This window comes from Paenibacillus sp. LHD-117, assembly GCF_030929555.1.
Lineage (GTDB): Bacteria > Bacillota > Bacilli > Paenibacillales > Paenibacillaceae > Pristimantibacillus.
Genome location: NZ_JAVFVT010000005.1, coordinates 12,705 through 38,240 on the forward strand (window position 1 = coordinate 12,705; position 25,536 = coordinate 38,240).

Consider the following 25,536-nt stretch of genomic DNA (forward strand, 5'->3'; position numbering starts at 1 on the left):
CTTGGTGAAACGGCTGTCGCCGACCTTTGGCGGCGTGGCGCGTTTCATTCCGAGAAATATAAGCCAGTATAGTGAAAACTTATACTTTCTTATATTTAAAAAAATACAAAAAGCGCCCTCATCCCACTGGGACGAGGAGCGCTTATACTCGCGGTGCCACCCAAATTGACCTGGCAGACGTAGCTGCAAAGATCCACTTTGTTCCGCGATAACGGGCGGATTCCGGTTAACTTAGGAGAAGCTCCAGCCAGGCTCCGCGCGCGTATCATCCACCTCGCGGGACATGCACGAAAACATAGGCCGGTACTTTCTTGACGAGAACGCCTCCGAGTTGGATGCTCTTCATAGGCATAATGTCGAATTCGATTTTCACGTATTATAGCGTATGCCGCAATCCGTTTGCAAGTACCGCGTTCCGCTCCGCCCTCGCCTATCTCCCTTTCGTAAGCGGAACATTCGCGATATGATGGTTTCTAACAGGTACATTGCGACCGAGGAGGTAGACCGCCGAATGGAACGGTTCTCTCACATCCAAGAACTAACGACGCTGAAAATCATTGCGGAAACGCTCAATCAATCCACCGACGTCTTCACCATGCTTGACGAGGTGCTCGGGAAGCTGCTGGAGCTGACCGGCCTCACCTACGGGTGGATCTTCCTGATCGAAGACAATCAGGAGAACGTGCTAGCCGCGCACCGCAATTTGCCGCCGGGCCTTCTCAATCAAGAGATGAAGCTGATGCACGCCGGCTCCTGCTGGTGCGTCGACCAATACCGCGACGGCCGCCTGAATAGCGCCGTCAACATTATGTCCTGCCGGAGGCTCGACACCGCGAAGAGAACCGGCAGCGGCGATACTTGCGGATTTACGCACCATGCCACCGTCCCGCTCATGATCGGCGACCGTAAATTCGGCATTCTTAACGTGGGCTCGCTCGGCAAAAATCATTTTGAACAGGAGGAGCTCGCCCTGCTCGCCTCCGTCGCGCTCCAGATCGGCGTCGGCGTGGAGCGGATGCGCCTGCACAAGGTCGAGCAGCGGCGGGCTGATCTGTTCACCCGCCTCGGCGAGTTCAGCCGCCGCCTGAGCCAATCGGTCAGCACCGGCATATCCCGCATCGAGCTGGCGGAGAACGCGGCGATGCTTATCTCGCGTATCTTCGATTGGCCAGGAGTCGCCCTGCTCGAGAAGGTAGGCGACCAGTACCATGCTCAGTCGCTGATCGCGTCGGGAATATCCGTTCCGGAGCCTGCCGCCGCGAAGCTGAAGACGTCGCTGCACGGGCCATTAATCGCGCTGACGGGCGGCGAGCAATATCGGGAGATCACAGCCGCGGCGGCTGAATCGATCGTACAGCAATGGCATCCGCTGCAGGAGCGGAACGAACGAATCAAGTCGCTGCTCGCCGTCTCCTTGGCTTCGAACGCTCGGACGACCAACCAGGTGCTGCTCGTCGGCCGCAACAAACCGCAGTTTCTTGCCAAAGTGGAGGGCGAAGTGCTCGAGGCGATCGCCTCCCACATCGCCGTCGCGCTGGAGCATGCGCAGCTCGAGGAGAACCGGCGAGAGCTGGTCCGGACCGAAGAGCGCAACCGGCTCGCCAGAGACCTGCACGATTCCGTGTCCCAACTGCTATTCTCAATCAGCATGACCGCCAAGGGAGCCGAAGCTTGCCTGCTGGAGAGCGACACGGCAGCAGCCGGCGCCGCCATCGCAGATATGCACGCGATGTCCAAGGAAGCGCTTAAGGAGATGAGATCGCTCATTCAGCATCTCCGTCCTGCCAACCTTGACGGCGGGCTGACCGCCGCGCTGATCGATTACGGCAAGCGGCTCGGCCTTCAGGTGAAGGTCCATCGCGGAAGCGGCTACGCCTGCCTCCCTTCGCACGTCAACGAAACGTTGTGGCGCATCGGGCAAGAAGCGCTCAACAACGTCGCCAAACATGCGGCCACGGATCAAGTGGACATTGCTTTCTCCGTTCACGGAGGCGAGCTTAACTTCGTAATTCAGGACGATGGCAGAGGGTTAAATCAGGAACGCTCCGGTACCGCCGGGCATCGGCCTTCATTCGGACTCGCGATCATGCAGGAGCGCGCCGAATCGCTGGGCGGACGGCTTAAGTTGTCCAGCCCTGCCGGCAGCGGCACGCTGATCGAAGCGGTCATCCCGATGCCGACCGGTACGCCGTTAGGAGGGGAACGATGAGTATACGCATCCTGCTTGCGGACGATCACAAAATGGTCCGGAAAGGCCTTCAGCTATTCCTTGCCTCGCAAAAGGACATCCGGTTCGTCGGCGAAGCGTCTTCCGGGGAAGAAGCCATCGCCCGGACGGCCGAGCTTGCGCCCGATATCGTCCTGATGGATATTATGATGCCGGGAATCGGCGGCATCGAAGCGACCGCCTTATTGGCCGAGCGTCATCCGGCAGTGAAGGTCATTATTTTATCCTCTTCGTCGGACGAGAACCATGCCTTGCCCGCTATCCGGGCCGGCGCGAAGGGTTATTTGCTGAAGGATATCGAGCCCGAGGAGCTGGCCGCCGCCATCAGGCGCGTCCACGAAGGCAAGGTGGAGCTGCATCCGGACATCGCCGGACAGCTGATGAATCAATACGTATCGCATTATCAAGGCGAGGGGATGCGAACATCCGGGGAGACTGCGCCGCATGAGTCGCTTACCCCGCGCGAGCTGGACGTGCTGCGTCTGATTGCGGCAGGAAGGAGTAACCGCGGCATCGCCGATGAGCTTGTTATCACCGAGAAGACGGTCAAGACGCATGTCAGCCATATTTTGGCCAAGCTGGATGTCGCGGATCGGACGCAGGCCGCCCTTTACGCCGTCAAGCACGGGCTGGACCGGGCGGCGCCGGCCTCAGACTAAAGTCGTACACCGGTTCATTCTAAGGATGAGGCCGGATTCTCCGAAAGTTCATCCCTTCCGACGACGCGATCCAAGGGCAGCAGATGATACGATAAAACCAGATCAAAGGACGATTCGTCGATTGAAGGGATGGATACACATGAACGTAATCATTATCGCAGGCAGCAATCATAAAGGCGCGACGAGCACGAGGCTTTCGGAGTACGTATCGTCGCTAATTACGGCCCAAGGCCATCAGTCATCGGTGTTCAACCTGTACGAGAGACCTCTTCCGTTCTACTCGCCGGATGGCGAATACGGCAGCACGGAATCGATCTCCGAGCTGCAGAAAGTGATGCGGGCGGCAGACGCCATCGTGCTGGCGACCCCGGAGTACCACAGCAGCATCTCTGGCGTGCTCAAGAACGCGCTGGATCACTTGGGACAGGACTACTTCCGCGGCAAGGTCGTGTTGTCCATGAGCTCGGCAGGGGGAGCGGTCGGCACCAGCTCGCTGCAGCAGCTGCAGGCGATCGTGCGCAACTTGCACGGCATCAACTTGCCGGAGTGGGTGTCCATTGGCGGGGCGCAGCGCAACTGGTTTATGGAGCCGCATACCGACCACGAAGGGGCGGGCAGCGATATCCTGGACCGCGTCAAACGCGTCACGCTTTCGTTCCTGGAGCTGGCCTCGAGGGTACGGGCGAATTAATGCCGGCGTAAGGCAGGGTTCGGCGCTTTCGTACGTTATTTCCGGTATAGCGATCTTGAAAAAACGCAACGATGTTTTGATGCTTCGTTTCATCGAGCGGACGGATTACCGATTATAGACGGTTTTTCGAACACATTGTTCCAAATTCCCCAATAATCATGAATTCAAGTCGATTTTTCGAATAGATTCAGCGAATCTAGCGCCTAAGGCTAGAATGTATACGATATTTCGACTTCGATCGTACCGGATTCGGTTCTTCAGGTTCGTTTTGGAGCAATCTACAAGTGCTGGCCTCCAGAGAACGCGTGACATTCGCCGAATCGCCGCCGCTGGCATTGACCTTCGGTGAAGCTGCGCCAGCCAGCGCGCGTCAAGCAAAAAACCGTCAGGCGGCAAGCGCCTGACGGTTTTTTTATAATGTCGTCTGAAAAATCGCGATGAATCCATTCGAAACTTCTCGCGCCCTTACCTTCCTACCTTCTCCCCGAGAGCGGAGCAGACTTCTGCAGCGCGTAGAGATCCTCGTCCGTCGCCGCCATCCGCTGCTCGATGACCTTGCGGGCGTCATCGATGGCCTGGTTGTAGATCGGAGGCGTCAGCAACTTCAGCAGGTGGTCCAAGAATTGCTCTCCCGCCAGCTCGCCGATTTCTAGGTCCAGCTCCTTCTCCAAGTAGCTCCGCAGCTCGGACACGAGCTGCAGCTTCGTTTCCCTCGGCATTTTCATGATCGTCATGTCTCTCCCATCCTTCATCCCTAGGATTGCGCCAACGCCTTGCGTACGTACAAAATATACTTCGACTGGTCAAGCGGGTTAACGCCTCTGCGAGGGCGCTCCGCCCGAACGTCGGCGGGACATTCCCGGTACGCTGCGAACGCGGTCGAAAGAATGCCCCGTCCCTTCGTCATCGACCCGAATCGCGCGGGAAAGTCGAGCGACGTCGCCACGGGCAGCGTACCCGACAGCTCCATCCTCTCGCCGCGCAGCTGCGGCGTGTCGAACTCGCCGCGCATAGCGATGAGCTCATTCATGATTCGGCCGCCATGCTCCTCCGGGACGGAGATCCGGAACGACAGCAGCGGCTCTAGCAGCTTCACGCCGATCCGGTTCAGGCCGTCCATGATGCCCATCGGCGTCGCTACCGCGAAGTCGAGCGGATGCGTATGCCACACATGATGCTCGCCCTCCACGAGCGTGACGCGCAAGTCGGTCACTTCCCAGCCGAGCAGCCCCTGCTGCAGCGCCTCCGGCACGCGGCGGGCCACTTCGTTCTGATAGCTCTCGAGCAGACGCTCGTTCCGCTCCAATGACTCGTAGCGCAGTCCGCTGCCCCGCTCTCCGGGTTCGATCCGGAATCTCAGAATCGCCCAACACGGCTTCGGCATCGTATACGCGATGAACCCTTCGCCGGCTCCTGCAGGAGTCTCTTTGTAAATAACCGAAGGCGCGCCGAAGCCGATATCCAGCCCGAACCGGCTGCTCATTACCTGCGTCAGCACTTCGATCTGAATCGGCCCCATCACCTTCAAATGCAGCTCGCGCTGCTCCTGCAGCCACTGCAGATCAAGGAGCGGGTCCTCCTCCGCCAGCTCCCGCAGCGCCGCTGCGATCGCCGGATACTTTGCTTCGTCCTTCCACTGTACCTGCACAGTAAGCAAAGGCACCGCAAGCCTAGTCTCGCCCGGCACCCCGTCCCCGCTCCCGATGATGTCCCCGATGCGCGCTTCACTCCAGCCGAATACGGCCGCGACGTCCCCCGCATGCAGCTCGCCGATGTCTTCCGACCGCCGGCCGTCGATGCGCCTGATTTGGGTGACCTTCTCCTCCAGCCCCCTCGTCCTGTTCAGGACGGATTCCCGGTTCCGAATACGGCCGCCATACAGCCTCACGTAAGCGATTCTGCCCATGGCGGGGTCGCGCTCCACGCGGAACACGACGCCAGACAACGGAGCATCCTCATTCCCCTTCGGTGCCGGAAGCAGGCCGATCATGGCATCCATTAACGGCTCAATGCCAATGCCTCTACCGGATGCTCCGAACAGCACCGGATATAACCGCGCTTCCTTCGCGAGGCGAGGCACGGCTTCCGCGAGCTCCATCTCCGTGAAGCTTCCTCGATCCAAATAACGAAGCAGCAGCTCTTCATCCGCATCCGCAACCGCTTCCACGAGATGCTGGCGGAACGTATCTTCTTGTTCGGACCGCAAACTTGACCGCGGCTGAGCGATCCCCGTGCCGGTCGACGTCGCCGCTTCCTCGCCGCCGCCCGCGTCCAAGGACGTGGGCATTGCAGGGGACATCCCGAGCGGAACCAATGGAACGGCGCCTCCGAACGTCTCCTCAGCGCCCTGCGGAGCCTGCACCGGAGCCGCTAGCGGCGTAAGCAAACGGCGAATGCCGTCCAGCGTTCGCTCGGCGGATGCACCTATTCGATCCATTTTGTTCACGTACAGCAAGGTAGGAATCCCCCGCTCGCGAAGCGCGTGCCAAATTACCTCCGTCTGCGCCTGCACGCCTTCCACCGCCGACAAGATGAGCACCGCGCCGTCGATGGCCCTGAGCGACCGTTCGACCTCCGACAGGAAGTCGACATGACCTGGCGTATCGATGAGATTGATCGTCGCCCCGTTCCGCTCGAATCTTGCGGACGCCGCCCGTACCGAGATGCCCCTTGCCCGCTCCACCTCCAGGAAATCGGTCTGCGACGTGCCCTCGTCCACGCTGCCGAGCTGCCGAATCCGGCCGCTTCTATACAACATGCCTTCCGTAGTCGTCGTCTTCCCCGCGTCCACGTGCGCGAAGATGCCGATATTCCGCAACGCCTCCGCCTTCATCGTATCCATCTATAGATTCTCCTCTTCCATGCCGCATCCATGCAGCGAGTCCTCGGGAATATGCAAACCTCAATCGAAGCCTATCAAAGAAGAGTGACCGCGTCTAGGGGCGGCTTTCAACAAACGCCAACAAAAAAAAAAAAAAACGGCCTGCCGGAAGTTGCTCCGACAAACCGTTCTGCTGTCGCCTTCGAATTAACCTTGTTGCAAAGCTTCGATTTCGAGGGAAATTTTCACTTCGTCGCCGATCAGGACGCCGCCGGTTTCGAGAGCCGCATTGTACGTGAGGCCGTAGTCGCTGCGTTTGATCGAGCCGCTCGCGCTGAAGCCCGCTTTCGTGTTGCCCCAAGGATCCTTGCCGGAGCCTTCAAACGTTACTTCGAACGTCTCGGAACGCGTCACGCCGTGCAGGGTTACGTCGCCCGTTACCTCGTATTCGCCTTCGCCGGATTTCGTGATGGAAGTCGCTTGGAAATCAAGCGTAGGGAATTTCTCGATGTCGAAGAAATCGCCGGATTTCAGATGCGCGTCGCGGTCGCCGTTGCGCGTGTCGACGCTGCTCAGATCGATCTTGAAGGAAATTTCTGCGGTTGTCAGATCGTTTTCGTCCGCCACGATGTTCGATTCGAATGCGTGGAACGTGCCTTTGACCTTCGCGATCATCATGTGTCTAACCGAAAAATCAACCGCGCTGTGGGATGCGTCTACTGCCCATACTGTTTTTGCCATTTGTAAAACCTCCATGTTTTTTTATTAAATTTCGCCATGCAAGTATGCTACAACTTGTTGTTTACTAACCTATAATAATTAACTAACTTATATTGTGCTGTTGGATTTATCTTAATCTAAAGATATCTCAATGTCAACATCTTTTTTCGCTGCCCTGTCCGGGCAATCCCCCAAGCATGGCAAAAGCCGCTCAGGGCGCGGCCGATGGAACCGGCGCCGAAGCGGCTCACTCAAAACGCAAAGAACGGATAGGGCCGCAACCCTATCCGCTCTAAGCATTCAGGTGTGAAACGCCAGCTTCGCCTCCAGTGGTCGGCGGCGGACGTCTGCACTTATTTATGAGCATAAACTTCTGAAACGAAGTACTTGTATGATTCCTATGGACTGCCGCTTGCCGCTAGACATGCGGAGTCTGACAAGCGCAAACCTTACTCTTCTTCCGCTGCGGGAGCTTCTTCTGCTTCCTCATCCGAAGATGCGGCGGCTTCTTCAAGCTCTTCCTCCAGCTCGGCTTCCGTTACGGCCTCGGCTTCGGCCTCAGCTTCTTCTGCTGCGGCTTCCTCGGCTTCGATGGCTTCTACCGATTCTTCGGCAACCGCCTCTTCCTCGATCAGCTCCACGATTTCTTCATTCTCTTGAACCACGTCTTGATCTTGGCTCATGTGTATCACCTCCTACTAAGTAATATCTTAATTGTAGCGCTTTCATAGAAAGAGACAAGGGGTGTAAAATGTCGGAAAATAAGAAGTTTTCGCCCGGATTCGACCCTTGCGCGCGCACCTCGACTGAGGTCTAGGAAAAGGTTAAGCCTCTCGGCGGTTTCGATTGGAGTCCCCGGGATATACGATGTTTATAGGGATTGAAGGTTCGAAACCGGGGGGCATTAAAGATGTACAGTTTATTCGTCAATACGGGGCAAGGCGCGCTCGCGATTCTGTTAATCATGAGCCTTATTGCCGCGAACAAAGCATCCAAATTAATATTCAGCAAGAACGAACATGAACTTCACCGCAAAACCCGCAAGCTTGTCTTCTGGAGCTGGAGCATGCTCCTTCTCGCGCTGGTCTCGTCGGCCGCGGACGCCGCGCTGGCCGCGTCCTTCCATCCAGCATTCTGGATGGATCGGCTGCTGCTCCGAACACCGCTTGTCCTGCTGACCGCGCTATCCATCCCGATCGCCGCGCTGCCGCGAATCGCCAGGCTGGCGCAGCGCACGCAGGCAAAGTCAGCGCATGAGCTGGACGTTGCCCGTCGGCGCCAAGCGACCGAGACCGGACTCGTTATGCCGTTCAAGCTGACGGCTCTCGCGGCTGCGGGCGGCTTCTACTTCCTGCTGTCGCCTCCGATCCCGTTCGCTTGGTTCGATGTCCTGCTGCCGATTACGATCCTTGTTTTCTTCGGCGGCCTGCTCTGGATGCTGCAATCGAACCGCAACCAAGCGGCGGCGGCGTCTCCGTCTTCCACGATCTACCGCCCATGGCGGCGCAGACTTCGCCTTAGCGGCTCCCTCCTCCTATCGGCGGCGGTCATTAGCTTTCCAATCATCATCGCCGCGGACAACAGCCGGCTGCCGGAGCGGATGTCAATGATGACGGGCATGGCCGACTTCGGCTTCAAGCAAGCCTCTTCGGGAGCCGGGCAGTCGCTCGCCAGCCAGCTGTTCCATCGGCATCATCTCGTAGAAGACGTCTTCGGCGAAGAGGGTTTAGGCCGGCCTCGCACTTCGGTCGCTTCGCTGACCGGTCCGCAAGAAGGCAAGGCCGACCGCGTCTTCACGCTGACCGCCAAACAAGCCGAAGTCAAGCTCAGCTCGGGCAAGACCGTGGAGGCTTGGACTTACAACGGTCAGATTCCCGGACCCGAGCTTCGCATGAAGCTCGGCGAATTGATCGAAGTTCGGCTCGTAAACGAAGATATAGCAGACGGCGTCACCATCCACTGGCACGGACTTGATGTACCGAACGCGGAAGACGGGGTCGCCGGCGCCACGCAGGACGCAGTCATGCCGGGTCAGACGCATACGTACCGCTTCCTCGCGGAGCAAGTCGGCACGTTCTGGTACCATTCCCACCAACATTCCAAGGAAGCCGTCGAGAAGGGACTGTTCGGCATATTGATCGTCGACCCGCCGGGTACTGCAGCCGAGCTTGCCGAGGACATTACGGTGGCGACGCATGTGTGGGACGGCGCGGGGCACGCCATCGGGAGCAACGATACGCTCCAGCGCAAGACGATCAAGCCGGGGACGCCCGTCAAGCTTCGGTTGCTCAATACCGACAACTGGACGCGGAAGGCTCATGACTTGACCGGCACCTCGTTCAAAGTAACCGCCATCGACGGCGTCGCGCTGAACGAACCGGAGGAAATTAGCGGCGTCAGCATCGATGTCATTACGGGCGCTCGTTACGACGTGGAATTCGTCATGCCGAACAATCCCGTTTACCTGAGCGTGGACCGCAGCAGAAAGCTGGGCATTATCATGTCGCCCGACAGCGGAACCGCCTACGATGTGCCGAAAGTCGCGAGCGCGGGAACAAGCTTCGACCCAACTCATTATGGCAAGCCCGCCGAAACGCCGTTCGGTCCGGACAGCGACTTCGACCGGGAGTTTACGATGGTGCTCGATAACAAGCTCGCTTTTTATAACGGAGCAACGGGATTATATGATACAATTAATGGAAACGTATTTCCGAATACGCCCATGTTCGTCGTGAAGGAAAACGAAGTCGTGAAAACGACGATAATTAACCGAAGCGCCGTCGAACATCCGATGCATCTGCACGGGCACCACATGCTCGTCCTAAGCCGCAACGGAGAAACCGTGAGCGGAAGCCCTTGGTGGTCGGATACGCTGGACGTTGCGCCCGGAGAGGTGTACGAGGTTGCTTTCCTAGCGAATAATCCGGGATTATGGATGGATCACTGCCATAACCTCACCCATGCGGCCGCGGGCATGACGATGCATCTCATGTACGACGGCGTCACTTCCCCGTTCGAGATCGGAAGCGACGTCGCCAACCATCCCGAATGACCGCCGCGCGCCGCGCAGCGATTGGAATCCATCGAATCAGTTGTATATACTAATAGAACGGAGTGTTTAATCATGAACGTCAATGTCAAAACCATCGGAGGCTCGCTCCTGCTCCTTCTCGGCGTCGTCCTCCTCATGAACCAAGGAGAAACGTTCGGTCCCGGCAAAATATTCGCCTACTTCTGGCCGTCTCTGTTCGTTATGCCGCTGGGCTTATTCTTCCACTGGCTGTACTTCGGCGTAACGGGACGCAAGGGCAGCGGCCTGCTCATCCCCGGCGGCGTGCTCATTACCGTTGGCATGGTGTGCCAAATCGCGATGCTGTTCGGCAACTGGGAATACATGTGGCCCGGCTTCATCCTTGCGCCGGCCATCGGCTTGCTTGAGTTCTACTGGTTCGGCAACCGCAACAGGTGGCTGCTGATCCCGATCAATATATTAACCGTGCTGTCCCTGCTCTTCTTCGCGGTCTTCTCGTTCGGCGCCCTATTCAATGAGCTGCTGAAAGGCCAGCCTTACTTCGCCATCCTGCTCATCTTGGGCGGAGCGGCGATCCTGACGCTGCGGAGGAAAGCCGACTAAGCACGCCACCCTAGGAGGCAACATGCTTACATTCCAACAGAAAATCGATATTATCGCGTCCTTTCCTGTGCTTCAGCGGAAGGACGTTTCGCTTGGGCGCGTCAACTTTCACTTCGAAGAGAGCGTCCATGAGAAAAAAACCGTCGCATACCATCTCCATCCGAACGGCAACGGCTTCGTGTATGCCGCGCTGCTAGGCGATGTTCCCGTGGACGCCAAAGGCATGGCCAATATTAGGGACTACTCCGAGGACGAGCTGCGCAAACTCGTGGCCCGCTCCATCGCCTCGCTATCTGGGGACGGCTCCGAAGACGAGGATGATTCCCTAACCGATGCGGCTCGTCCGGAGCGCAAACGACTGCCGGTCACCGAACAATGGCTAAGTCCCGGAGGGGAACCGTATACGCTTCTGTTCGACGAAGAAATGTGGTATTTGTACGCCGAAGACCAGCTCGACATGGCTTTCGAATCTTATAAGGAAGCATTGGAATATTTGGCAGACGAGGAGTTTCGACGCGGCTAAAGGATTTTGCCCTCCCGATGTCTAATTGTACAGGGTACAACTTAGATTCCGGGAGGTACTTCCGTGTCCATAAAAGCCAAGTTATCGCTCTCCATCTCCGGCATCGTCGCCATCATTCTTATCCTTAACGTCGGCTTTTCCTACTATACGAACAGATTGACGCAGGAAGCCGCGCTCGAAAGGCAGATAAAGGGCATCGCGGAGCAGCTTGTCGTGACGGTCGACACGCATGAGAAGGTTCGGTCGGCCATCGACCTTGAATTGGGAGAAAAGCTTCGCCTTGCCGCTATGATGGCGCGGGAAAGCCTCGATCCCAACGTGGCCAATGTCACCAACGAGGAGCTTGTCGCCTTGAGCAAGGAGCTGGGCCTCCATGACATCACGTTGTGGCAGCGGATCGACGGCGAAGTCGTCTCCGTGCGTTCTTCCAACCCCGACGAGCTGAACCTTAATTCGTCGACGTGGGACTACTGGAATACGGCCTTCAATCAACTGCTCGACCTGAAGCCCGTGAACGTCAAGCAAGGCACCGCGCTCGAGCATTTCTACTCGGGGCCTATCAACTATGCGGTATCCGATCCGAACGAGATCAACAAGTGGGGTTATTATTACGACGGCTCCACCAACTATATGATCAACACCATTATCAACGCGCAGCAGAACATGCAGTTCGATCTTGTAAACGGAACCAATACGCTGATCGCCGAATTAATGAAACATCAGACCGGTTTGCTCGAGATCACGGGCATCGATCCGGTATTTTTCGGCCAGAAGCCGATCATCAAGATGAAGAAGGGCATGCCAGTCTATAACCTTGACGTTCGGGACATCATGTTCGGCCAATATCAATACACGAATTCGAGCGAGGATTCGGTCCATATCCAGAATGCGCTGAAGAGCGGCGAGATGGTCACCGACAAATTCGCCAGCAACGGCAAGCAGACGGTCCGCAGCTTCATTCCGATCAAAGGAAACAAGCCTTACGTCATCGGAGTGGCCTTCGACGAGAAACAGCTGATGGAGCCGCTCCGCCAGCAGCTCGTCGTCCATGCGATCATCTCGCTTGGCCTTGTGTTGTTTACGATGGCGGCCAGCTACTTCATCTCGGGATATATGCTGCGTTCCTTGCATCAGATCATGGCGAAGGTAAACGCGATCTCCGCGGGCAACTTCAGAGACTCCATCTCGATTCGCAACAAGGACGAGCTGGGTCTGCTCGCTGCAAGAGTCAATTCGATGGCCACCAACCTTTGGAAATACACGACCCAGCTAAAGGATACGGCAACCGAGCTCCAGAGTACCAAACAATACTTGGAGTCGTTCGTGAACAATACGTCGGACGCGATCCACGTCGTCGATCTGAACGGAAACATTACGCAGGTCAACAACGCTTTCGAAAAGATATACGGCTGGAAACGAAGCGAGGTGCTCGGACAACATACGCCGAGCGTTCCCGAAGAGAAATGGCCGGAACACGAGATACTTATGGCAAAAGTGCTGCAGGGCGGATCCGTGACGGACTTCGAGACGCTGCACTGCACGAAGACCGGCCAGCTGATCGACGTAAGCAAGACGGTATCCGCCATCCGGGACGAAGACGATTCGATTGTCGCCATCGCCACGATCTCCCGGAATATTACGTCCCGCAAGCAGGCGGAAGAAATGCTGCGGCGATCCGAGAAGCTCTCCGTCATCGGGCAGCTTGCCGCAGGCGTCGCGCACGAGGTGAGAAACCCGCTCACTACGCTAAGAGGTTTCGTTCAGCTTCAAAAACAAACCGGTTCGCTGTCGACGGCTCATCTGGACCTCATGTTGTCCGAGCTCGACCATATCAACTTGATCGTCAGCGAATTTCTCGTTCTGGCCAAACCGCAGGCCAACCGTTACGAAGCCGTCAATTTGGAAACGATCATGACCGATATCGTCACGGTCATGGATTCGGAGGCGAGGCTTAACCAGGTCCGTCTCGCCTTCGAGGCAAGCCGGGAGCTGCCGGATGTCGTCGGCGTGGGCAGCCAGCTCAAGCAAGTGCTGATCAATCTGGTGAAGAACGGCATCGAAGCGATGCCGGACGGAGGCGAACTCAGCGTCCGCATCTCGCAAGCGGACAATCAGGAGGTTTTGATCCAGATCGTCGACCAAGGCTGCGGAATCGCGGAAGAAGACTTGCCGCGCCTCGGCGAGCCGTTCTTCACGAAGAAGAATCACGGCAACGGACTCGGCCTTATGATTTGCCATCAGATCATCGACAATCACAAGGGAGCAATCGGCTTCCGCAGCACGCTCGGACAGGGCACATGCGTTGAGATTCGCCTGCCGGCAGCCGTCGGCGGGCGCGATACCGACGCTTTCGCTAGCGGCAAAGGGGCATAACGTACATGAATGACGCAGATTATAATAAAATCGAACCAACCGAATCGGCGCCGCATCGGCTTCCCGATCGAGTATCCGTGCTGATCGTAACCGCTGTCGAGGCTGAGCGGGAAGCCGTGCTGCGCGGTCTCGCGAACGCGGGCAGCACCGCCAATCCGCGCTTCGAGGTGATCGCCGCCGGCGTCGGACCCGCCTATGCGGCCGCGAGCACGGCAGCAGCGCTTGCTCGCGCCGAGTACGACCTCGTTATGAGCGCCGGCATAGGCGGCGGCTTCCCGGGCATTGCGCCGATCGGATCGTTGGTCCTGGCGGATGCCATTGTCGCCGCCGATCTCGGCGCGGAGACGGCCGAGGGGCAGCTTACGCTCGACGAGCTCGGCTTCGGCACGTCCAGAGCGCCTGTCAGCGACGAATGGACGGATCGCATGGCCCGCGCGCTGGAGACCGCGGGATTGGTTTTCGCGCGAGGTCCGATCCTGACGGTCTCGCTCGCTACGGGACGGGGCGAAACGGCGCGGCTGCGCGAACGCCTCGTGCCGGGTGCCGCTGCCGAAGGCATGGAAGGCTACGGCGTGGCGATTGCCGCCACCCAGTTCGGCGTCGCGTGCGCCGAGCTTCGGGCCATCTCCAACGTCGTGGGCCCTCGAGACCGGTCCGCTTGGCGGATCGGCGACGCGTTAAAGGCGCTGGAGGAAGCTTCGCGCGCCATCGCCGGCGCATGGTCCGGCAAGGCCGACCCGGCCGAGAGCGATCATCATTAACGAATATAGCCCCTGCAGCAGATCGCGCAGGGGCCTGACTTATTTTCCGAAAGGGGTCCATACCATCATGAATATTGCTTACTCCCCATGTCCGAACGATACGTTTATCTTCCATGCTTGGGCGCACGGTCTCGTGCCCGGCGCGCCGGAGCTGCAAGTGACCTACGCGGATATCGACATTACGAACCATCTGGCCGCGCGCCGCGAAGGACCGGAAGTGATGAAGATTTCGTACGCCGCGCTGCCTTGGGTGCTGGAGCATTACCGGCTCCTCCCCTGCGGCGGAGCGCTCGGCAGAGGCTGCGGTCCGCTTGTGCTGACGAAGGAGCCCGAATCATTCCCCAGCGGCAGCTCCGGTCCCGAATCCGACTTGACCCAAGCAGGCGAGCGTTCCGGAAACGAGGCGGACGGTCCGCCCGCAGCTTACAGCGAGCCAAAGTCTGATTACGCGGACAAAATGACCGCCAAATTTGTCGGTGCCCTGCTGGCGGGCAAACGCGTCGCCGTGCCGAGCGAGCGTTCCACCGCATACCTGCTGTTCCGCTTATGGGCGGAGCAGCAGGTCCCGGGCGGCGTCGGCGAAATCATCGTCATGCCGTTCCACGAGATTATGCCCGCCGTCCGCGACGGGCTCATGGATGCCGGCCTCGTCATTCACGAGGCGCGCTTCACCTATGGCGACTACGGTCTTCACATGCTGACCGATCTCGGCAGCTGGTGGGAAGCCGATACGGGATTGCCGATCCCGCTCGGCGCCATTATCGCGCGCAGGGAGCTGGACGGCGACGCGATCAGCGGCTGGATTCGCTCCTCGCTGGATTACGCATGGAGCCATCCCGACGCCTCAAGCGCATATGTGATGGAGCATGCGCAAGAGCTGTCGCCACAGGTGGTGCAATCGCATATCGAGCTCTACGTCAACGACTTCAGCCGCGATCTTGGCGATGCCGGATACGCGGCCATCGAATCGTTGCTAGGCAGGGCGGCGGAGCAAGGGCTTGTACCAGCGTTCGACCTTGGGCTGCTGCGGAGGTAGACAGCGCGGTGCGACATTGCGCGCTCTCAGGCCGCGCTTGCCGGGAGTCCGCTCAGCCTCTGACGACGGAGCTCGTCAGTGCGTGCGTGCTCTGTGGAAGACGGCTCGGCATGACTCGTAGAAGCCGGCGATTGCTGCATTCCGTACAGCCTCTTCAACATAAGCGGTGCTCGAACGCCCGATTCCTGCATTCCGTGCAGCAGTTAAACGAGATTTTCGCAATCGCCTAAGAAATCTCTAGAATTTCATGTACGAAGTACAGAATTATCTCCGAATCCGCCAATTTCGCCGAGAAATTGCTGTACGTTCTGCATCAATTGATTCCCTATGAAACGATGATGAACCAGCCTCGCGGCATTCCTTGGTCTCTCGACAAATTCATTTCGACATCCTCCGCAAACAAAAAACGGCCGTCTTCCCGAAGGAAAATTCCTCACGGGACGACGATCGTTTTTTCTTGCCTATGATGGCTAGGACCGATTATTCGGCATGGGGCTTGTCCGAACCCGGAGCCGCGTCCCCGGACTCGACGTAATGCTTGAGGACGGACAGCTTGTTTTCCCAGAACCGTTCGAAATAGGACAGCCACTGCTTGAGCTCGGTCAGCGGCTCGGCATTAAGCCGATAACGCGTTTCGCGGCCCACCTTGCGATCCTGCACTAACCCCACGCTTACCAGCACCCGAAGATGCTTCGACACCGCCGTTCGGCTAATCGGGAAGTGACCGCTGATGGTGCCCACTGGCATCTCCTGCCCGCTGAGCAATTGAAGCAGCTCGCGCCTCGTCGGATCGGCGATCGCCTGGAATACATCCGCTTTATGCAGAGGTTCGCCCATACACGTTACCCTTGTACGTACTCGACCAGCTTCTTGACGATGCCGACCCAGCCGCCTGCCATCCGTTCGCGGACGATTGCGTGTTTCTCCCCGAAAGCCGTAGCGGTATCCTCATCCCAGCCTCCGTGCGTCAGCGTGAACTTCGTGCCGCCTTCCACTTCCTCCAGCTGGAACGTGACCGTCCAGTCCTTGTCCCACTTGAAAGCAAGGCGCTTCGGCGGGTCGAGCTCCACGACCTCGCAGCGCGATTTGCCGAACGGCCCCGCGTCTACGTGAAACACGTTGCCCAGCTCCGCCTGAAAGTCGTTCGGCATAAACCAAGCGGCAATACCCTCCGACGTGGAGACGGCCTCCCATACTTTGTTCACCGGAGCGCCAATGACGACTTCCTGCACGACGTCCGGCAGCTTCGTTTGCGATTGATTTTGATCCATCTTGTTTCATCCTCCCGTTGGTATGTTTGGTTGCCGTAATGCAACTGTTTTGGATCTCGATAGGAAACCCTAAGGTTTCATGTTTTTGATTATATGACACCCTAGGGTTTCATGTCAACCTGTCAAAATTGCCCTGAAGATCCGATCGAGAAGCTAATCGAATGAATCGAAGCCAACGATTGCAGAATCGATTTTCCGCGAAAAAGATTTGACGAATGCGCTTTCGATATGAATAATAATATACAAGCTATACGGATCATTGCTTAGACTTAGAATAGAGGAGGATTTTCCATGTCTATGGTGCCACAGATTCTGGCATTTAATAAGCAATTCGTCGAAGAGAAACAATACGAAGCCTATCTAACCGATAAGTTCCCTGAGAAAAAACTCGCGATTCTGACCTGCATGGACACCCGCCTTGTCGAGCTACTGCCCAAGGCGCTTAATCTGCGCAACGGCGACGCGAAGTTCATTAAGAACGCGGGCGCGATCCTGACCCAGCCGTTCGGAAGCGCCATGCGCAGCATCCTGGTCGCCGTCTACGCGCTAGGCGCCCGCGAGGTGCTCGTCATCGGCCACCACGGCTGCGGTATGACGAATCTGGATGCCGAAAGCATGCTCGGCAAGTTCGCCGAACACGGCATCGATCCGCTCGCCGTTGAGACGCTTGAGAATGCGGGCATCAGCATGGATAAGTTCCTGCGAGGTTTCGGCAGCCCCGAAGAGGGCGTCATGGATAGCGTCCGCATGATCCGCAATCACCCGCTATTCCCGAAGGACGTTCCCGTTCACGGCTTCGTCATCCATCCGGAGACTGGCGAGCTTGATGTCATCGTCGAAGATTACAGGGAAGAACTAGCAACCCTTCCGCAACAATAATCCTAAAATCCCAAAAAAGCCGGTCCGCCATACAATGATGGCGGACCGGCTTTTTTGACCACATCGGAAAGTTTTTTCTCCATGCAAAGTTTTCCTGATCGTTCAGGAGCATTCGCCCGCTTCAAGCATATTTTGAACTGTGGCGGCTTTTGCTTGCGCTTGGCGAGGGGAGAATGTTTCATGAAGATCGCGGTCGGGTTCATCCATGGCATTGGCAAACAAAAACCGGACTTTTACGAGGAGATGGCTGAGGCGTTAGCGCGGCGTCTATCCTTGGTTTGCCCCGAAATCGAGCTTGTAGCGGAAGGCATCTACTGGGGGGACATTACCGATCGCATTGAGGATAAGCTCATAGCCAAGCTGGCACCCTACAAGCTGCGTTGGGACAATTGGATCGACGCCCGGGGATTCATGATCAGCTTCGCGGGGGATGCGATCGCCTATCAGCCAATTCCCAAAGCCGATAACCCGATGCCTCACGAATACATCTACACGGATATTCACGAACGCGTCGCCCGAAAGCTTCAGTGTTTGGCGCGCCGGGCAGGCCCGGATGCTCCGCTTTGTCTCATTGGACATAGCCTCGGGACGATCGTCGCAAGCAACTACCTGTACGATTTGCAGAACCGAAAGCTGCCTCCCCGCATTCAATCCATCATCGCGTTCGGGAATACGCCGCTCGAGCGAGGCGAAACGCTCTCCCATCTCTACACCATGGGAAGCCCCATCGCGCTGTGGACCCTCCGCTACGACGATTTCGGCAAACCCGTTACCGTGCCCGTTCCCAGGTTTCAACAAAAAGGGATCGGGGAATGGGTGAACTTTTACGATAAAGACGACGTGATCGCTTACCCGATAAAACCGTTAAGCGAACCCTACAACAGAGCCGTGACGGAGGATATCGAAGTTTGCAATCCCGGATTGATGGCTTGGACGCCGCTCGGCTCGCATGGCGGTTACTTCGAATCAGCGGTCATTCAGGATCGAATCTGCGGCTCCTTGGCGGAGATGTATCGCGTCCTGAACCCGCAATGACATCCCTGTGAGGTGCGAATGGCGCTCGACGACTCTCATGAACAAGCCAGTTGGATACGCTGCTACGCGATATCCGGGGCTTGTTTTTTTGCGGAAATACAACTTTTCCCTTTTGAAAAACGTTATGCTTAAATTGATAGAAAGAAAAAAGTGAAGCCATCCACTCGCTAGGAGGCGATTGCCGCATGCGCCATTTTAAGCTGATTTCCGTATTGATGTGTGTGCTCTTGCTAATGACCGCTCGAATACCGACGGCCTTCGCTGATTGGGCATCCAAATTCGTTGTTTACGTAGGCGGGATGTATACGGTGACGGAGGCGGAAGTAACAGAAGATCGAATCGGGGAGAGGATTGGGAAGGTTACCCGCTATTCCGATCGGGAAGGAACCTATCGCGGCAACTTCTCGAATGCGTTCCCGAAAGGGACTCCTTATTACGCCATCATCGGCGAGAGCGCGAGCGAGACGATTGCCGTGAGAACGCCCGAAGGTCGTTATTGGGCCGCGGTTTATAGCGGGGATTATCCAGAGGCGGCGATTTGGGCATCGGTTTATTTTTGGATCGGCGTAGTCGTTTTTGTGGTTGGCGTCATGATCATGGCGGTGTGGCTGACGAATCCGAAGCAGAAAAGGGGCTTTTAACGTGGATATGCTCATACGCAAAGCGATCAGTACCTTTGTTGCGGCCGGGGCGAACGCGATTTTTTTCGCTTTAGCGATGTACGAAGGGTTGTCCGGCCAATTCCTCTCCACCCTGGGCGTCGTGTCGTTCGTCGCGTTCCCCGTCGTCTTGATCTACGGGTCGCTCGTCTCGCTTGTTCTGGAATTCGCGACCGTGAGGTGGGTGCCGAATCGGGTTGCCGGATCTATCTTGTCGGGGCTGGGACATGCGGGTTTCGGGGCATTGTTCGGGTGGATGCTGGATCTGGATCCGTTCGGCAGCCGCTTTATCAAAAACACCGAGAATACTCCTGCCTCTAAACCACCTTGCTCACGAAGTGAGAGTGTTGGCAGGGGATGAATCTGAAATTTTGCTGTTGGATAAATACGAACATACGTGCTAATATTGGGATAAGTTAACATCTATCACTCGAGTAGGGAGGTGATGAATCAGACGATGCTCCAGCATAAAGCGTTCAAATATCGCATCTATCCGAATCATGTACAAATCGTGCAGTTGCGCAAAACATTGGGTTGCAGCCGTTTTGTGTTTAACCATCTCCTGACGAAATGGAATCAGACCTATCAGGCTACAGGCAAGGGTTTGTCCTATAACACCTGTGCATCACATCTTCCTGCTATGAAGCGTGAATGGCCTTGGCTGAAAGAAGTGGACAGCATTGCGCTGCAGTCAGCTGTGCGAAACGTGGCTGATGGATTTCAGCGCTTCTTCAAGAAGCAGAATGATCCACCTCGCTTCAAGAGCCGCAAGCATCCCGTACAAAGTTACACGACTCGGTATACGAACGGGAACATTGCCATGAAGGGAGATCGTTTGCAGCTTCCCAAGCTGGGATGGGTGCCCTTTGCCAAGTCAAGAGAGCTCGAAGGCCGGATCCTATCGGCTACAGTACGACTTGCCCCAAGCGGCAAATGGTTTGTAGCGTTGGTGTGTGAGGTGGATATCCAGCCCCTTCCCTTAACAGACAGCTTTCTTGGCATTGACGTGGGCATCAAGCAGCTTGCTGTGACCTCGGAAGGTCATGCCGTGGACAATCCGAGGTATACGTTGCAGTATGAGCGAATGCTAGCTAAATGGCAACGCATTCTGGCGAGAAGAAAGCGAGACGGAAGCAACTGGTCCAAAGCCAAAAGAAAAGTAGCCCAAATCCATGAGTGGATTCGAAATAGCCGATTAGACGCGATGCATAAGCAGACCACGAGATGGATACGTGAAAACCAAACGATCTGTATCGAGTCCTTACGCATTGCCAACATGATGAAGAATCGACATCTCGCCAAACATATTGCAGATGCTTCCTGGGGGGAGATGAGTCGACAACTGCATTATAAAGCCAAGTGGTATGGCCGAACGATCAAGGAGACACCTGCTTTTGCCCCAACGAGCCAAACCTGTCACGTCTGTGGGAAGAAGCATGCAAAGGTGAAAGAGTTAAGCATTCGGGTATGGAAGTGTTCATCCTGCCAAACGGTACATGATCGAGACGGGAATGCAGCGAAGAACATAAAAGCCATGGCGTTGTAACGAAGAAAATAGGAACTGTGGGAACCACAGGGATCGCTTGGTGTACGATGTTTCATTAGAAAATATCGCTACAACTTTGCTCCATGAGGAGCAACAACCCAAGAATCCCCCACCTCTTAGGTGGCGGGAGTGTTCAATTCGGGGTGGATTCGTTGCTTAAGGTGACGGAAGGCGGCCCTTACAGAAGATTCGTGCGATTCGGTCTGCTGGCGGCGCCGGTTATCGTGGTTTTTGCGCTTGCCGTTTTATTTAACTAAAATGGAACAGTTGCCGTCTTCTGGTGTACCGACCATTCGTGATCAAAGAGGAGTGGATTGAAGTGGAAGCATTCATTGCGATTTCCGGCATGATTTTGATGCCGATCTATGCCTTTGCGTTTATTCTCTGTTTCGCCGGAATGCTGTACAACCTCAAGAAAGACGAGCAAATATCCGGCTACGCGGTCCTTGCCGGTATTTTCTTCGCCCTCATGATGTGGACGATCAGCGGTTCGATTTTGCTGGCTGGGGGCTGACAATATGTCAGTCCGTTAGGATTTATCTACGGCAGAGACGCAACCCTATGAAGATAACATCGGGTGACACCTTTGGTGTATGTCGATGAATCCCTTAGGGTTGCGTATCAAGTTTCGTTTCGACCGGGGACAGCCCTCTTTCATTCAATGGAAGCTACGGCATCGCCAGCTTACCCATGACCGTGGGACGCAATGCGCCCGTCGCGGCAGGGATGTTGTTCGGTATGCCGCGGAGGAAGTCGTTCCCGAGCAACGCGAAAATAACGGCCTCCTTGGCGTCGTCAGCGAGCCCCAGCTCTCCCGAGGTGAGAATCTTCTGCTCGGGCAGCAAATCCGCGAGCATTGTCAGCATGGTGCGATTATGCGCGCCTCCGCCGCTGACGATCACTTCGTCGATGCGGCAGCGAGGACTAACGAAGTCGCGGCATGCATCCGCAATGGAGCGCGCCGTGAACGCGGTAGCGGTAGCCACGATATCGGCCGCCTCGAGGCCGCGCTTCGTCGCTTTCGCGATGTATTCGGCGGTGTATGCAGCGCCGAACAGCTCGCGGCCCGTCGACTTGGGCGGTGCCATCCGGAAGTACGGATGGGCCAGCATCTCGGCGAGCAATGTTTCGTCGGGCTTGCCCTGAGCCGCCCATGCTCCTTCCGCATCGTAGCCCATTCGTCCGTCGGTAAGCGTATGCACGACCTGATCGATGACCATGTTGCCCGGACCGGTATCAAACGCAAATAAATCGTCCGCGCTCGCGCCCGCCGGAAGAGCGGTGCAATTACCGATTCCGCCGATATTTTGGAGCAGCCGACCCTTGGAAGGATGACGGAACAGGATCAGGTCGCCGTAAGGAACGAGCGGCGCGCCTTGACCGCCGACGGCCATGTCCGCCGGGCGGAAGTCGCCGACGGTTAGTCGTCCGGTCCGCTTCGCGATTACCGATAGGTCGCCGATCTGCAGCGTGGAGCGCGCAAGGAACGGATCGGATGGCGACGCCTCCGGCATATGCCAGACCGTCTGGCCATGAGAGCTCACGAACGCAATGTCGCTCATGGCCAGCCCCGCCTCATGCACGGCCTCGATGGCCGCCTCGGCGAACCGTTCGGCGATGTACACGTTCATTCCGCCGATCTTCGAAACGTCTGACGTCGCGGGATCGCACAGCTCTTTCAGCCTCTTCCTTAATGCCTCGTCATAAGGACGAGTATAGTAATGGACTAGCCGAACCTTCGCGTCCAGCCCGCTCCCGTCGATCCGCACAACGGCGGCGTCTACCCCGTCGAGCGACGTGCCCGACATTAACCCAACCGCATACACGTACGGCTTCTCCTGAACCCATTGGAACATTTTTGACCCTCTCCCTTCAGTAAGAAACGACTTAACCGTAAGTTTTTCCACAGCTTACCTGACTGGTAGCGTCTTAGCTTACGTTTGCGGTACTTTTGCCGCTTCTAAGACGTTCTCAGCGTCTTAGCTCACGCTTAACGTACTTTTGCTGCTTCTAAGTCGTTCTTAGCGTCTTAGCTCGCCCCTGCAGCACTTTTGCCGCTTCTAAGTCGTTCTCAGCGTCTTAGCTCACGCTTAACGTACTTTTGCTGCTTCTAAGTCGTTCTCAGCATCTTAGCTCGCCCCTGCAGCACTTTTGCCGCTTCTAAGTCGTTCTCAGCGTCTTAGCTCGCGCCTGCGGTACTTTTGCCGCTTCTAAGACGTTCTCAGCGTCTTAGCTCGCCCCTGCAGCACTTTTGCCGCTTCTAAGTCGTTCTCAGCGTCTTAGCTCACACTTGCGGTACCTTGGGCGCGAATCCGAGCATCTCCTCGTCCATCCAAGCCGCTAAAATGCTCCGAGCCGGCCTACTACCGCTCCCCGCGCAGCCCCGCGAGCGCCAGCAGCACGGCGCCGTAGGCCGCGTCCCGCTTCGCGTCGATGCACCGCAGCCGCGGATGGCGCGCCGCCATGCCCGCCTCGAACGCGGCGCGCACTTGGCTGCTCTGCAGCAGCACGCTGCCGAGCAGCGCAAGCTCGCCGCCCTGGGCGAGGCCGAGGCGCTCAGCAACCGCGGACGCCGTGTCGACGAGCGCGGCGGCGTTCCGCTCCGCGATGCGCAGAGCGGCCGCATCGCCGGCTTCGCACGCGACCGACAGCAGCGGAGCCAGCGCCGCGATGTCCGCCTTATTGCGGTCCTTGGCGTAGACGTAGCCGACGAGCTCCTGCACGGTCGAGACGCCAAGGCGCTCATAGACGAGCTCCGTCAACACCGTCGGCGCCTCGCGCCCGTCCGAAGCCCGGACGACGGCAGAGAGCAGATCGCGGCCGATGCTGTAGCCGCTTCCTTCGTCGTCGATCAGGTGGCCAAAGCCTCCCGCGCGGTGTACCTCTCCATCTGCGTTTCTTCCGAAGGCGATCGAGCCGGTGCCTGCGATCAGGATCATCCCGTGCGGCCCCTCATGCGCGCCCCATAATGCCGTCTCGTGGTCGCCCACGAGCAGCAGCTCTCCGCGGAAGCCGCCCTGCCTCAGTCCGTCCGTCAGCCGTCCGCTTACGTTGGGGTTGCTAATTCCGGCAGCGCCGACGCACATGACGGCGCAGCTATTCAGTCCCCCGTCCAAGACGCGTGCGATCTCCGCACATATCCCGGACAAGGTGCTCCGTACGCTCGCTTCGTCCTGCCCGTTCAAATTGAGCGGACCGGCAGTGAACGCATGCGCCAAGGCCCCGCTTTCATCCGCCACCGTTACCGCCGTCTTCGTCCCGCCGCCGTCCAGCCCGACCACATAACGCATATTCGCCAACCTCCGACCTAAAAAGTAAGTTTGAAACAGACCCTCTGCCGCGATACCTCGATGCCGAGACCTCGCACCGCCAATGCCCTACCGTCCTGCATCACGGCTGTGCCCATCTGCCGGTTTACCAGGAATACGGCTAACGCATCGGTAGTCTCTTCAATTTCGAATCGGGCAGCAAAGAAGCACCGCGCGCGAGCAGACCTTTCTCATCGGCCAGTTCCTCCCGCGCGGTGCTCTTACTTCAACATCCATTCGACTAATACAAGTGGAACGCCTTCTTGCGCTCCGCAAAAACGCGGCTTTCTTCCGCGAATCCGTCCAGCAGGTCCCGCGTATCACCATCGAATTCCCGCAGCGCGGAATCGCCGCACAACAGGTCGATGAACGGACGTCCGTTCTCGCGCACGGGCGGCAGGAACGCAAACTTTTCCGGGAGCAGCTCCTTCACCGCAAACAACAACGTCACGCCAAGCTCGACCGGTCTCAAAGCCGCTTCATCCAGCACATGGACATAAACGCCCCTGCACAGCTCTCCCTCATGCTTGGAGAACGTCGGCTTGAAGTAGACCGGACGGAAATGCGCGCCCGGCAGCTTCTTCGCGTTCATCTCCGAAGCTAGACGTTCGGCGTCCACGAACGGCGCGCCGATGATCTCGAACGGTGCGGTTGTCCCTCGACCCTCAGACAGGTTTGTTCCCTCGAACAAACAAGTCCCGGGATAGAGCAAAGCGGTCTCGAACCGCGGAATCCCCATTGACGGAGCAATCCATACGCCGCTGCCGGCCGAGAATCGCATGTCCCGCTCCCATCCGTCGCATGGCACGACGTACAGCTCCGCGCCAAGACCCGTCTCCGCGTTCGCCATCGTCGCCACTTCGCCAGCCGTCAACCCATAACGCATCGCAAGCGGATAATTGCCTACGAAGGAGGTGTATCCTTCCTTCAGCACGTTCCCCTCGACCGTCACGCCGTCCAGCGGATTCGGCCGATCCAGTACGACGAACGGCTTGCCGGCCGCCGCGCAGTCTTCCATCGCGTACAACATCGTATAAATAAACGTATAATAGCGAGTCCCGACGTCCTGAATATCGTAGACCACCATGTCCACCGCATCCAGCATCTCCGGCGTCAGCCGCTTGGAATCCTTCCGGTACAGGCTGTACACCGGCACGCCGGTTGCCTCGTCCACGTACGTATCCACCAGCGCCCCGGCCGCCAGATCTCCCCTTACGCCGTGTTCGGGAGAGAACAGCGCCGCCAGATGAAACTTGTCGTGCAAAATATCGATCGTCGAACGGAAATCCGCGCCGAGTCCAGTCGGAGCCGTAATGAGCCCCAGCCGTTTCCCGCCGAACAATCCCGCGTACGGATCGATATTGTCGATTCCCGCGCTTATTCTCCTCGGCAT

Annotated in this window: 24 protein-coding genes; 15 read left to right on the top strand and 9 right to left on the bottom strand. The window is 57.4% G+C overall.

The features are described 5' to 3' along the window. The first annotated feature begins 511 nt into the window (after nt 1-511). From RB620_RS04760 to RB620_RS04770, 3 genes are all read left to right on the top strand, one after another. Complete coding sequence (locus RB620_RS04760) at nt 512-2,209, top strand: sensor histidine kinase (RefSeq protein WP_308092401.1); 1,698 nt, start codon at nt 512-514, stop codon at nt 2,207-2,209. Further along, nucleotides 2,206-2,886, top strand: coding sequence for a response regulator transcription factor (locus tag RB620_RS04765; RefSeq protein ID WP_308092402.1), 681 nt, complete (start codon nt 2,206-2,208; stop codon nt 2,884-2,886). Before RB620_RS04760 ends, RB620_RS04765 begins: the two co-directional genes overlap by 4 nt. 139 nt (nt 2,887-3,025) lie before the next feature. Next, nucleotides 3,026-3,577, top strand: coding sequence for an NADPH-dependent FMN reductase (locus tag RB620_RS04770; RefSeq protein WP_308092403.1), 552 nt, complete (start codon nt 3,026-3,028; stop codon nt 3,575-3,577). A 473-nt stretch (nt 3,578-4,050) separates the two neighbouring features. Here RB620_RS04770 and RB620_RS04775 read toward each other — a convergent pair whose 3' ends face one another. From RB620_RS04775 to RB620_RS04790, 4 genes are all read right to left on the bottom strand, one after another. Next, on the bottom strand, nt 4,051-4,311 hold the full coding sequence (locus tag RB620_RS04775) for a DUF2164 domain-containing protein (RefSeq protein WP_308092404.1): 261 nt from the start codon (nt 4,309-4,311) through the stop codon (nt 4,051-4,053). A 20-nt stretch (nt 4,312-4,331) separates the two neighbouring features. Next, nucleotides 4,332-6,419 carry a GTP-binding protein gene (locus tag RB620_RS04780; RefSeq protein WP_308092405.1) on the bottom strand — a complete coding sequence of 696 codons (2,088 nt, stop codon included), beginning with the start codon at nt 6,417-6,419 and terminating at the stop codon, nt 4,332-4,334. 186 nt (nt 6,420-6,605) lie between these two features. Next, on the bottom strand, nt 6,606-7,139 hold the full coding sequence (locus RB620_RS04785; RefSeq protein WP_308092406.1) for a YceI family protein: 534 nt from the start codon (nt 7,137-7,139) through the stop codon (nt 6,606-6,608). Between the two features lie 428 nt (nt 7,140-7,567). Next, nucleotides 7,568-7,801 carry a hypothetical protein gene (locus tag RB620_RS04790; RefSeq protein WP_308092407.1) on the bottom strand — a complete coding sequence of 78 codons (234 nt, stop codon included), beginning with the start codon at nt 7,799-7,801 and terminating at the stop codon, nt 7,568-7,570. Between the two features lie 227 nt (nt 7,802-8,028). Here RB620_RS04790 and RB620_RS04795 point away from each other — a divergent pair, with 227 nt between their 5' ends. The 6 genes from RB620_RS04795 to RB620_RS04820 all read left to right on the top strand — a co-directional run bounded on the left by RB620_RS04795 (nt 8,029) and on the right by RB620_RS04820 (nt 15,445). Beyond that, entirely contained in the window at nt 8,029-10,170 is a 2,142-nt protein-coding gene (locus tag RB620_RS04795) for a multicopper oxidase family protein (RefSeq protein WP_308092408.1), read from the top strand. Nucleotides 10,171-10,242: 72 nt separating this feature from the next. Beyond that, nucleotides 10,243-10,752 carry a hypothetical protein gene (locus RB620_RS04800; protein WP_308092409.1) on the top strand — a complete coding sequence of 170 codons (510 nt, stop codon included), beginning with the start codon at nt 10,243-10,245 and terminating at the stop codon, nt 10,750-10,752. A gap of 22 nt (nt 10,753-10,774) precedes the next feature. Beyond that, nucleotides 10,775-11,275, top strand: a complete 501-nt coding sequence (locus RB620_RS04805) for a hypothetical protein (RefSeq protein ID WP_308092410.1) — start codon at nt 10,775-10,777, stop codon at nt 11,273-11,275. A 63-nt stretch (nt 11,276-11,338) separates the two neighbouring features. Continuing rightward, nucleotides 11,339-13,648, top strand: a complete 2,310-nt coding sequence (locus RB620_RS04810) for an ATP-binding protein (protein ID WP_308092411.1) — start codon at nt 11,339-11,341, stop codon at nt 13,646-13,648. A 5-nt stretch (nt 13,649-13,653) separates the two neighbouring features. Continuing rightward, on the top strand, nt 13,654-14,409 hold the full coding sequence (locus tag RB620_RS04815; RefSeq protein ID WP_308092412.1) for a futalosine hydrolase: 756 nt from the start codon (nt 13,654-13,656) through the stop codon (nt 14,407-14,409). A 67-nt stretch (nt 14,410-14,476) separates the two neighbouring features. Next, nucleotides 14,477-15,445 carry a 1,4-dihydroxy-6-naphtoate synthase gene (locus RB620_RS04820; RefSeq protein ID WP_308092413.1) on the top strand — a complete coding sequence of 323 codons (969 nt, stop codon included), beginning with the start codon at nt 14,477-14,479 and terminating at the stop codon, nt 15,443-15,445. Nucleotides 15,446-15,925: 480 nt separating this feature from the next. Here RB620_RS04820 and RB620_RS04825 read toward each other — a convergent pair whose 3' ends face one another. Further along, nucleotides 15,926-16,282, bottom strand: coding sequence for an ArsR/SmtB family transcription factor (locus RB620_RS04825; RefSeq protein ID WP_308092414.1), 357 nt, complete (start codon nt 16,280-16,282; stop codon nt 15,926-15,928). Between the two features lie 5 nt (nt 16,283-16,287). Next, complete coding sequence (locus RB620_RS04830; RefSeq protein ID WP_308092415.1) at nt 16,288-16,716, bottom strand: SRPBCC family protein; 429 nt, start codon at nt 16,714-16,716, stop codon at nt 16,288-16,290. 291 nt (nt 16,717-17,007) lie between these two features. Here RB620_RS04830 and RB620_RS04835 point away from each other — a divergent pair, with 291 nt between their 5' ends. From RB620_RS04835 to RB620_RS04860, 6 genes are all read left to right on the top strand, one after another. Further along, nucleotides 17,008-17,595, top strand: a complete 588-nt coding sequence (locus RB620_RS04835) for a beta-class carbonic anhydrase (protein ID WP_308092416.1) — start codon at nt 17,008-17,010, stop codon at nt 17,593-17,595. 180 nt (nt 17,596-17,775) lie between these two features. Beyond that, nucleotides 17,776-18,630: a lipase family protein gene (locus tag RB620_RS04840; RefSeq protein ID WP_308092417.1), complete on the top strand. Its 855-nt coding sequence runs from the start codon at nt 17,776-17,778 to the stop codon at nt 18,628-18,630. Between the two features lie 185 nt (nt 18,631-18,815). Continuing rightward, on the top strand, nt 18,816-19,271 hold the full coding sequence (locus RB620_RS04845) for a hypothetical protein (protein ID WP_308092419.1): 456 nt from the start codon (nt 18,816-18,818) through the stop codon (nt 19,269-19,271). Nucleotide 19,272: 1 nt separating this feature from the next. Then, on the top strand, nt 19,273-19,650 hold the full coding sequence (locus RB620_RS04850) for a hypothetical protein (RefSeq protein WP_308092420.1): 378 nt from the start codon (nt 19,273-19,275) through the stop codon (nt 19,648-19,650). A gap of 96 nt (nt 19,651-19,746) precedes the next feature. Next, nucleotides 19,747-20,835: an IS200/IS605 family element RNA-guided endonuclease TnpB gene (gene tnpB / locus RB620_RS04855; RefSeq protein ID WP_308092638.1), complete on the top strand. Its 1,089-nt coding sequence runs from the start codon at nt 19,747-19,749 to the stop codon at nt 20,833-20,835. A 319-nt stretch (nt 20,836-21,154) separates the two neighbouring features. Further along, complete coding sequence (locus RB620_RS04860; protein ID WP_308092421.1) at nt 21,155-21,349, top strand: hypothetical protein; 195 nt, start codon at nt 21,155-21,157, stop codon at nt 21,347-21,349. A 154-nt stretch (nt 21,350-21,503) separates the two neighbouring features. Here the strand turns inward: RB620_RS04860 and RB620_RS04865 are convergent, their stop codons facing one another. The 3 genes from RB620_RS04865 to RB620_RS04875 all read right to left on the bottom strand — a co-directional run bounded on the left by RB620_RS04865 (nt 21,504) and on the right by RB620_RS04875 (nt 25,536). Further along, the gene (locus RB620_RS04865) at nt 21,504-22,691 is read right to left on the bottom strand and encodes an anhydro-N-acetylmuramic acid kinase (RefSeq protein WP_308092422.1); all 1,188 of its coding nucleotides are present in this window, start codon (nt 22,689-22,691) and stop codon (nt 21,504-21,506) included. A gap of 507 nt (nt 22,692-23,198) precedes the next feature. Beyond that, on the bottom strand, nt 23,199-24,125 hold the full coding sequence (locus tag RB620_RS04870) for an N-acetylglucosamine kinase (RefSeq protein WP_308092640.1): 927 nt from the start codon (nt 24,123-24,125) through the stop codon (nt 23,199-23,201). A 259-nt stretch (nt 24,126-24,384) separates the two neighbouring features. Continuing rightward, complete coding sequence (locus tag RB620_RS04875) at nt 24,385-25,536, bottom strand: exo-beta-N-acetylmuramidase NamZ family protein (RefSeq protein ID WP_308092423.1); 1,152 nt, start codon at nt 25,534-25,536, stop codon at nt 24,385-24,387.

Coding starts and splice junctions, on each gene's coding strand:
- RB620_RS04875 (WP_308092423.1), bottom strand. CDS start 25,536: ATGCCGAGGAGAATAAGCGCGGGAATCGACAATATCGATCCGTACGCG.
- RB620_RS04775 (WP_308092404.1), bottom strand. CDS start 4,311: ATGACGATCATGAAAATGCCGAGGGAAACGAAGCTGCAGCTCGTGTCC.
- RB620_RS04870 (WP_308092640.1), bottom strand. CDS start 24,125: ATGCGTTATGTGGTCGGGCTGGACGGCGGCGGGACGAAGACGGCGGTA.
- RB620_RS04840 (WP_308092417.1), top strand. CDS start 17,776: ATGAAGATCGCGGTCGGGTTCATCCATGGCATTGGCAAACAAAAACCG.
- RB620_RS04785 (WP_308092406.1), bottom strand. CDS start 7,139: ATGGCAAAAACAGTATGGGCAGTAGACGCATCCCACAGCGCGGTTGAT.
- RB620_RS04780 (WP_308092405.1), bottom strand. CDS start 6,419: ATGGATACGATGAAGGCGGAGGCGTTGCGGAATATCGGCATCTTCGCG.
- RB620_RS04825 (WP_308092414.1), bottom strand. CDS start 16,282: ATGGGCGAACCTCTGCATAAAGCGGATGTATTCCAGGCGATCGCCGAT.
- RB620_RS04765 (WP_308092402.1), top strand. CDS start 2,206: ATGAGTATACGCATCCTGCTTGCGGACGATCACAAAATGGTCCGGAAA.
- RB620_RS04800 (WP_308092409.1), top strand. CDS start 10,243: ATGAACGTCAATGTCAAAACCATCGGAGGCTCGCTCCTGCTCCTTCTC.
- RB620_RS04835 (WP_308092416.1), top strand. CDS start 17,008: ATGTCTATGGTGCCACAGATTCTGGCATTTAATAAGCAATTCGTCGAA.
- RB620_RS04760 (WP_308092401.1), top strand. CDS start 512: ATGGAACGGTTCTCTCACATCCAAGAACTAACGACGCTGAAAATCATT.
- RB620_RS04865 (WP_308092422.1), bottom strand. CDS start 22,691: ATGTTCCAATGGGTTCAGGAGAAGCCGTACGTGTATGCGGTTGGGTTA.
- RB620_RS04805 (WP_308092410.1), top strand. CDS start 10,775: ATGCTTACATTCCAACAGAAAATCGATATTATCGCGTCCTTTCCTGTG.
- RB620_RS04790 (WP_308092407.1), bottom strand. CDS start 7,801: ATGAGCCAAGATCAAGACGTGGTTCAAGAGAATGAAGAAATCGTGGAG.
- tnpB (WP_308092638.1), top strand. CDS start 19,747: ATGCTCCAGCATAAAGCGTTCAAATATCGCATCTATCCGAATCATGTA.
- RB620_RS04830 (WP_308092415.1), bottom strand. CDS start 16,716: ATGGATCAAAATCAATCGCAAACGAAGCTGCCGGACGTCGTGCAGGAA.
- RB620_RS04770 (WP_308092403.1), top strand. CDS start 3,026: ATGAACGTAATCATTATCGCAGGCAGCAATCATAAAGGCGCGACGAGC.
- RB620_RS04820 (WP_308092413.1), top strand. CDS start 14,477: ATGAATATTGCTTACTCCCCATGTCCGAACGATACGTTTATCTTCCAT.
- RB620_RS04815 (WP_308092412.1), top strand. CDS start 13,654: ATGAATGACGCAGATTATAATAAAATCGAACCAACCGAATCGGCGCCG.
- RB620_RS04795 (WP_308092408.1), top strand. CDS start 8,029: ATGTACAGTTTATTCGTCAATACGGGGCAAGGCGCGCTCGCGATTCTG.
- RB620_RS04845 (WP_308092419.1), top strand. CDS start 18,816: ATGCGCCATTTTAAGCTGATTTCCGTATTGATGTGTGTGCTCTTGCTA.